This is a genomic window from Flavobacterium bizetiae, from assembly GCF_902804475.1.
Lineage (GTDB): Bacteria > Bacteroidota > Bacteroidia > Flavobacteriales > Flavobacteriaceae > Flavobacterium > Flavobacterium bizetiae.
The window spans coordinates 1-7,778 of record NZ_CADCSU010000024.1; the positions used below are offsets into that span (position 1 = coordinate 1).

Annotated in this window: 8 protein-coding genes; 6 read left to right on the forward strand and 2 right to left on the reverse strand. The window is 34.8% G+C overall.

The annotated features are described in order from the left end of the window. Nucleotides 1–183 precede the first annotated feature (183 nt). Entirely contained in the window at nucleotides 184–1,218 is a 1,035-nt protein-coding gene (locus FLACOL7796_RS01195) for a quinone-dependent dihydroorotate dehydrogenase (RefSeq protein WP_173968981.1), read from the forward strand. Here the strand turns inward: FLACOL7796_RS01195 and FLACOL7796_RS01200 are convergent. After that, nucleotides 1,204–1,920, reverse strand: coding sequence for a DUF3307 domain-containing protein (locus tag FLACOL7796_RS01200; RefSeq protein ID WP_173968983.1), 717 nt, complete (start codon nucleotides 1,918–1,920; stop codon nucleotides 1,204–1,206). The two genes, FLACOL7796_RS01195 and FLACOL7796_RS01200, sit on opposite strands and share 15 nt — an antisense overlap. Beyond that, on the reverse strand, nucleotides 1,917–2,531 hold the full coding sequence (locus tag FLACOL7796_RS01205; RefSeq protein ID WP_173968985.1) for a SatD family protein: 615 nt from the start codon (nucleotides 2,529–2,531) through the stop codon (nucleotides 1,917–1,919). The genes FLACOL7796_RS01200 and FLACOL7796_RS01205 overlap by 4 nt, the downstream gene beginning before the upstream one ends. 299 nt (nucleotides 2,532–2,830) lie before the next feature. Here FLACOL7796_RS01205 and FLACOL7796_RS01210 point away from each other — a divergent pair, with 299 nt between their 5' ends. The 5 genes from FLACOL7796_RS01210 to FLACOL7796_RS01230 all read left to right on the forward strand — a co-directional run. Continuing rightward, the gene (locus FLACOL7796_RS01210) at nucleotides 2,831–3,697 is read left to right on the forward strand and encodes a hydroxymethylglutaryl-CoA lyase (protein WP_173968987.1); all 867 of its coding nucleotides are present in this window, start codon (nucleotides 2,831–2,833) and stop codon (nucleotides 3,695–3,697) included. Nucleotides 3,698–3,778: 81 nt separating this feature from the next. Beyond that, nucleotides 3,779–4,330, forward strand: coding sequence for a hypothetical protein (locus tag FLACOL7796_RS01215; RefSeq protein WP_173968989.1), 552 nt, complete (start codon nucleotides 3,779–3,781; stop codon nucleotides 4,328–4,330). Continuing rightward, entirely contained in the window at nucleotides 4,327–5,727 is a 1,401-nt protein-coding gene (locus FLACOL7796_RS01220) for a DUF5723 family protein (RefSeq protein WP_173968991.1), read from the forward strand. The genes FLACOL7796_RS01215 and FLACOL7796_RS01220 overlap by 4 nt, the downstream gene beginning before the upstream one ends. 285 nt (nucleotides 5,728–6,012) lie before the next feature. Next, nucleotides 6,013–7,485 (forward strand): IMP dehydrogenase, encoded by a 1,473-nt coding sequence (gene guaB, locus FLACOL7796_RS01225; RefSeq protein WP_173968993.1) that lies wholly within the window; start codon nucleotides 6,013–6,015, stop codon nucleotides 7,483–7,485. A gap of 6 nt (nucleotides 7,486–7,491) precedes the next feature. Continuing rightward, on the forward strand, nucleotides 7,492–7,778 hold a 287-nt coding region (locus FLACOL7796_RS01230), incomplete at its 3' end, for a hypothetical protein (RefSeq protein WP_173968995.1).

Sequence of the window (7,778 nt, forward strand, 5' to 3'; positions counted from 1 at the left end):
ATATGGCTAAGTTAGTAAAATCGTTTTAATAGTTTTTTTTTTTTATAAATAAAAAAGTCCTCTTTCCTGCTAAGCCTTAAATTTGATAAAATAGAAAGAATGGAAACAGTTGATATAAATCATAGTCACTTTCAAGTATTATATTTAAATTTGCCACCTGAAAAACAACAACACAACACTCTTATGTATAAATTGATAATTCGCCCGATACTTTTTTGGTTTGATCCGGAAGAAGTGCATTACTTTACTTTTTCATTTGTTAAATTCATTTCGAAAATTCCAGGAGTTTCATCAATAATAAGATCTATTTACGAAGTAAAAGATACTCGTTTAGAGCGTGAAGTTTTCGGGATAAAATTCAAAAATCCGGTTGGATTGGCTGCAGGATTTGATAAAGATGCCAAGTTATACAAAGAACTTTCTGATTTTGGTTTTGGTTTTATCGAAATAGGAACGGTAACTCCTGTTGGCCAGGACGGAAATCCAAAGAAACGTTTGTTTAGATTAAAAGCCGATCAGGCGATTATTAACCGAATGGGGTTTAATAACGGTGGCGTTATCGAAGCCGTAGAACGTTTAAAAAAGAATACAGGAGTTTTGATTGGTGGAAACATTGGTAAAAATAAAGTAACGCCAAACGAAAATGCAGTAGACGATTATATCATTTGTTTTGATGCATTGTTTGATCATGTCGATTATTTTGTAGTAAATGTGAGTTCTCCAAACACGCCAAATTTGAGAGCTTTACAGGATAAAGAACCTTTAACGGCTTTGTTGCAAACATTACAAGACAGAAATGTTGAGAAACAAAAAACAAGTACTCAAAAAATAAAACCAATTTTATTAAAAATAGCTCCAGATCTTACAGATGAGCAATTATTAGATATTATTGATATTGTAAAAACCACTCAAATTGCGGGTGTAATTGCAACCAATACTACAATCTCCAGAGAAGGTTTACAATCTGAAAGCCAAACCGAAATGGGAGGCTTATCAGGAAAACCATTAACGAAACGTTCTACAGAAGTAATTCGTTTTCTATCTGAGAAAAGCAATAAAGCATTCCCGATTATTGGAGTAGGAGGAATACATTCTGCAGAGGATGCAATCGAAAAATTAAATGCAGGAGCAAGTCTGGTACAATTGTATACCGGATTTATTTATGAAGGTCCGACCTTGATAAAAGCAATTAATAAAAAAGTTCTAGAGCAATTGTAAAAGTAGCGCCTGAACAATTAATCCTGTAACAATAGCAGTACCAAAACTCATCAAAGTACCAATCATAACGTACTCGGTGAGTTTTCTGTCTTTAGCCTCTTTCAGATCTCCAAATCTAAAAATAGATTTCGCCGCAAGTAAAAAACCAATCGCTTCAAAATGTCCTGTTAAGATAAAACAGAATACAAATAAGCGTTCTAAAATACCAATGTAGTTTCCTGCTTTGGTAAGCGAATTATCATTGTTGCTGTTTTGGCTTTCCGGATGCCAGATCGAAATAATGGTTTTAATAAAAATAGAGGTAGGTTTGGTAATGAATAAAACCCCCGTAATTAAAATCCAAAACTGATTATTAAACCATTGAAAGTTTATAGGTTCATGTTGGTACAGTAATACAACACCCATTAAAATTAAAACATGCGCAATTTGGTCTACAATAAACCAGGTGCGTTTTGTTTTCTTTTTCTGAAAATGGAGTTTGATTAAATCGATAAGTCCATGCATTACAGCGATTAAAAGCGCATAAGGAATAAACTGAATTGCGCCAACCAAAATTGCCGCCAAAACTCCATGCAGGAGAATATGAAGATATAAATAAATACTTTTATGCTTTTTGGTTTCTTTATCCTTTACCCAAGAGTTGGGTTGCCATATAAAATCGCCTAATAAATGTGCTAAAAGTAGTTTTATAAATAAAATCATAACGTAGTAAGTTGTTTTATTTGTGTTCTAAAATAACGATCTAATTGCAGGACTAAATCAAACTGAGCACGCTTTTGTCTGCGGCTTACGGCAGCTTGATTAATACCCAGTTTTTGTCCTAATTCTTCTTGAGATAAGGTAGGGTTTTCTATGGCAACGGCAACAAATTCTGCTTGTTGTGCGAGCCAGTTGTCCATTAAAGTCAAAGCCAGTTGTAGCATCAGGTTTATTTTTTCGTCAAAAGCCGCATCACCCGTTCTCATGGCCAGCGTTAATTTTTGTTTTTTTAAAGTTTCAAAAAGTTCTCCTGAATGTATGAAAGCTGAACCATTGCTTTCGGATATTTTCTCTGCTTCATGCGTTTTGTCACCAAAACCTATGCTCATTCTGGCATCTAATTTTAGCGCCCTTAAATGTGCTTTTATCAAAATAGCCGACCATAGAGCATCTTCAGAATTTTTAATTTCTACCTGAAATTCATCACCTCTATAAACTTCCCATTCACGAGGAGTTTCTCCAAACGGAGACAGGATTTTTTTTAAATCCTCGACCCAATGTTTAGACGTTTGTTGTCTTGAACCAATGATATCTCCAGTAATTACGCTTGTCATATTTCAAATATAATTAAAAATAAATTAATCTTTAATATTACAAATATATGTAATAAAATTAAATATTACATTTATACGTAATATTGATGACTATTCCTTTTTTAAGTAATGATTGAAAGTACTACAATATTGAGGAAGTAGAGAGAGAATCAAAAAAATAATATCATTTTATAAGTATCATTCAAATAGTTAGCTTTAAAATGAACTTATATCACTTATATGGCAAAAAAATATCAGTAAGAGTTTTTTTTTATTTGTTTAAAAAAGAAACTAACTTAGCCTTTACAAAAGAATAAGCTTTGAATAAAGAAATCAAGATTATCGAATGTCCACGTGATGCCATGCAAGGCATCAAAACTTTTATTCCCACCAAAAATAAAGTTTCGTATATACAGGCTTTACTTCGTGTAGGTTTTGATACGATTGATTTCGGGAGTTTTGTTTCTCCCAAAGCAATTCCGCAAATGCAGGATACGGCTGAGGTTTTGGCACAACTTGATTTATCGCAAACTACAAGCAAATTGTTGGCTATAATTGCCAATACGCAAGGTGCAACGTTAGCGGCAGAACACGAACCAATTCAGTATTTAGGATTTCCGTTTTCGATATCTGAGAATTTTCAGATGCGAAATACTCATAAAACCATTGCAGAATCTTTAGTGACACTAGAAGAAATTCTTGAAATTGCCGATAAGAAAAATAAAGAAGTTGTGACCTATCTTTCAATGGGTTTCGGAAATCCGTACGGAGATCCGTGGAATGTTGAAATCGTTGGCGAATGGACAGAAAAATTAGCCGGAATGGGAGTAAAGATTTTATCACTTTCAGATACCGTTGGTAGTTCTACGCCCGAAGTTATTACCTATCTTTTTTCGAATCTTATTCCTAAATATCCTCAAATAGAATTTGGTGCACATTTGCATACAACACCCAATAGCTGGTTCGAAAAAATCGATGCTGCATCAAAAGCGGGTTGTACTCGTTTTGATGGCGCTATTCAGGGTTTTGGCGGATGCCCAATGGCAACCGATAAATTAACCGGAAACATGCCAACAGAAAAACTAATTTCATACTTTACATCCAATAAAAAAATAACCGGTTTAAATTCTTTAAGTTTTGAAAGCGCTTATAACGAAGCCTCGAAATTATTTGGTAAATTTCATTAAGAAATTTACTATATTTACTTATAGCAGATAATAAGTAATAACAGAATAACGTTGTGTGTTATTTAGATATATAACCTACCCATGAAAGCAACTTTTTTAAAGAGAATTTCTACGATATTATTTATATCCTTCCTGTTTTTTTCATGCTCAAGCGATCTAGATTTTGATCAGGCCAAAGACCTGAAATTAGAGCCTGTCTTTGTCGCTAATTTGGCTTATTTTAATGTTCCCGCAACTCAGCTTATGAACGACGGAAGCTTAGCGGTTTATCCTGATGTAACTGAATTTGACGCTTTCAAGGACAAATACTTTACAGAACATCTGGTAAAAGCAGCACTTGATTTTGAAATTGACAACACCATAATCAGAGCATTTAGAATCGATTTAATACTTCTCGATGCCAATAATCAGGTTTTGGAGACAGATTCCTATAGTGTTCCCGCCTATTCCGGAACATCAAATGTTATTAAATTTCCAACCGAAGTGTTCGAAGGCGCAAGATTAGATCTCCTAAAAAGAACTACTAAATTAGGTTTTCTGGTAACAATGGCACCCGGACCACCGTTAGATCAAAATAGTACAGGTAATTTAAAATTCAAGTCAGGCGCAACCGTTTATATGCAAATCGAATGAGAAAAATTTATCTGATTTTAATTATCGCCTTTCAACTTTCCGGTTTTGCTCAGAACAAAGAAGTGTTGTATAATTTTACATCCATCCCTCAATCATCACTCGTAAATCCCGGAGCCGATGTTTCGTATAAATTCTATTTCGGAATTCCCGTGCTATCCGGAGTTTCGGCCAATTTAGGATCAAGTAGTTTTTCGGCCTACGATTTATTTGCGAATAACGGAGTCGATTTTAATGACAAAGTTCGAAACGTAATCAATAATTCGTCTAGTAAAGATAAAGCTCAGGTCAATCAGCAACTCGAATTATTTTCCGGTGGCTTTAGAGTAGGAGGAAGAGATAGTCAGTCTTATATTTCGTTTGGTGCTTATCAGGAATTCGATTTCTTAATGTATGTTCCTAAAGACCTCGGCATATTGGCCTTAGACGGAAATCGCAATCATATTGGCAAAGCATTTAATCTCGCCGATTTAAATGTTCGTGCCGAAGTCCTTTCTGTATTTCATGTCGGATTTCATAAAAAACTAAATGAAAAACTGGTTTTAGGAGGCCGTGCCAAACTCTATTCAAGCGGTGCAAATGCTACATCTACTCAAAATTCAGGATTTATTTATACAGGACAAAATGAAGGATCGCCTAATATGTACAATCAGGTAATTGCTTCAAATCTGGAACTTAAAACTTCAGGAATTGCAACTTTTACAAAAGACGAATACGAAGGCAGTATTCCTAAAGATATTGCTCACAATACTTTCTTTAACGGAAGTTTGGGCTTTGGTATCGATGCCGGATTGACCTATTATTTCAAAGATAACCTTCAGTTTACAGCCAGTGTTGTCGATCTTGGTTTTATCAATCATACCAAAGACATCGAAACATTAACCTACAAAGGAACCTATAATTATCAGGGAGCAAACCCTAGTTTTGACCCTACAAACGAGCCGGAAGATATTTTTGACGAATTCGATAAAGCCATACCGCGAGATACACTTTATAATAAATACACTACTTGGCGACCAACCAAATTCTATTCATCAATTCAATATTCATTTGGAGAATCACGTTCTAACGGAGATTGTAATTGCAAAGGAAAAACAACCACAAGTTATGCCAATGCAATCGGTGGACAATTGTTTATAATGTCAATGCCTGTTGAGCCTTTCGTGGCGTTGACCGCTTTTTATAAACGAAATATTTTTGAGAAACTAGATCTTAAAGCCACATATACATTCGATTCCTATTCTAACAAAAATATTGGTTTAGGAATTGCGGGAACACTAGGAAAACTCAATATGTACCTTCTCGTCAATAATGTCCTCGAATACAAAGACATTTCAAAAGCCAATAGTGTGGCATTCCAATTTGGTTTCAATTTTGTTTTCCACGATTCTGAGGAATAAAATTCTAAAATTCCAATTTTTTTAAATTCCAAATTCCAATAAAAAAAATAAACTTCAATAAAGAAAACCTAAATTCCAATTCTTAGTATTCCGGTTCTATTGGAATTTGGAATTTACCCATTGGAATTTTGATCATCAGTTGGAATTTGGGATTTGAAAAAATTGGAATTTAATTTAAAGTTATTTGTAAGACCTTTCGTGTAAAGTTAAATTTATGAATAAGTTAGTAATCAAGTTTCCAATTTATTCACTATATTTGCACGCAATTCAACTAGAAATTGCAACATGATAGCACACAACTCCAAGATTATCGGCGAAGGTTTAACTTACGACGATGTATTATTAGTACCTAACTACTCGAATGTGCTTCCTCGCGAAGTGAGTATCAAATCAAAATTTTCACGAAATATAACACTAAACGTTCCAATAGTATCAGCTGCTATGGATACCGTTACTGAAAGTTCTATGGCAATCGCTATGGCACAAGAAGGCGGAATTGGTGTTTTACATAAAAACATGACAATCGAGCAACAAGCTGCGAAAGTTAGAAGAGTAAAACGTGCTGAGTCAGGAATGATTATCGATCCGGTAACATTGCCAATGAATTCTACAATTGCAGATGCAAAAAATGCCATGAAAGAATTCGGAATTGGCGGAATCCCAATCGTTGACGAAAACAAAATCCTTAAAGGAATCGTTACTAACCGTGATTTACGTTTCGAAAAAAACGGAGCAAGACCAATCGCCGAAGTAATGACAAGTACTAACTTAGTTACTGTTGCCGAAGGAACTTCATTAGAACAAGCCGAAGTAGTTTTACAAGGACATAAAATCGAAAAATTACCAGTTGTAAACGCTAACTACGAATTAGTTGGTTTAATTACTTTTAGAGATATTACAAAATTAACTCAAAAACCAATCGCCAACAAAGACGTTTTTGGACGTTTAAGAGTTGCTGCTGCAATTGGTGTTACTGGTGATGCTGTTCAAAGAGCAGAAGCATTAGTAGCTGCCGGAGTAGATGCTATTATCATCGATACAGCTCACGGACATACTGAAGGTGTGGTAAATACCTTAAAAGAAGTAAAATCAAAATTCCCTCAAATAGATGTAATTGTTGGTAACATTGCAACTCCCGAAGCAGCTAAATATTTAGTAGCAAACGGAGCAGACGGTGTAAAAGTAGGAATCGGACCTGGTTCTATCTGTACAACCCGTATCGTTGCAGGTGTTGGTTTCCCACAATTCTCAGCAGTTCTTGAAGTAGCCGCAGCTATCAAAGGAACAGGAGTTCCGGTTATTGCCGATGGTGGAATTCGTTATACAGGAGATATTCCTAAAGCAATCGCTGCCGGTGCTGACTGTGTAATGTTAGGATCTTTATTAGCAGGAACAAAAGAATCTCCAGGAGAAACGATTATCTTCGAAGGAAGAAAATTCAAATCTTACCGCGGAATGGGTTCTGTTGAAGCCATGCAAACAGGTTCTAAAGACCGTTACTTTCAGGATGTTGAAGACGATGTTAAAAAATTAGTTCCCGAAGGAATCGTTGGTCGTGTTCCTTACAAAGGAGAATTAAACGAAAGTATGCTTCAATTCGTTGGTGGTCTTCGTGCCGGAATGGGATATTGTGGTTCAAAAGACATTCCTACGTTACAAGAAACAGGACGTTTTGTTAGAATCACTTCAAGCGGAATCACAGAAAGTCATCCACACAACGTAACAATTACAAAAGAAGCTCCAAATTATTCAAGATAATCCAATATGAATTTACAGTTCAAGTTGAAAGACATTCTTGAAGTTGATTTGTATTATGGTTTTTATGATATTTTTGTTTTGGGTGGTTTTGATGTTCAGGTAAATGATGATTTTTTTATCGAAATTCTGGATTTAAAAACCAATGAAGCAATACTTTTAAGAGAAAAAAACTTAAAAGTAAGGGATTATAAAAATGGAAAAAGAGCAGTGAAATTTTTTAGTTTTCAGGTCACTGATAAATCAAAATATAGAATTTCAGTTCATAATTATGAAGATCTGACTGTATTTTATTC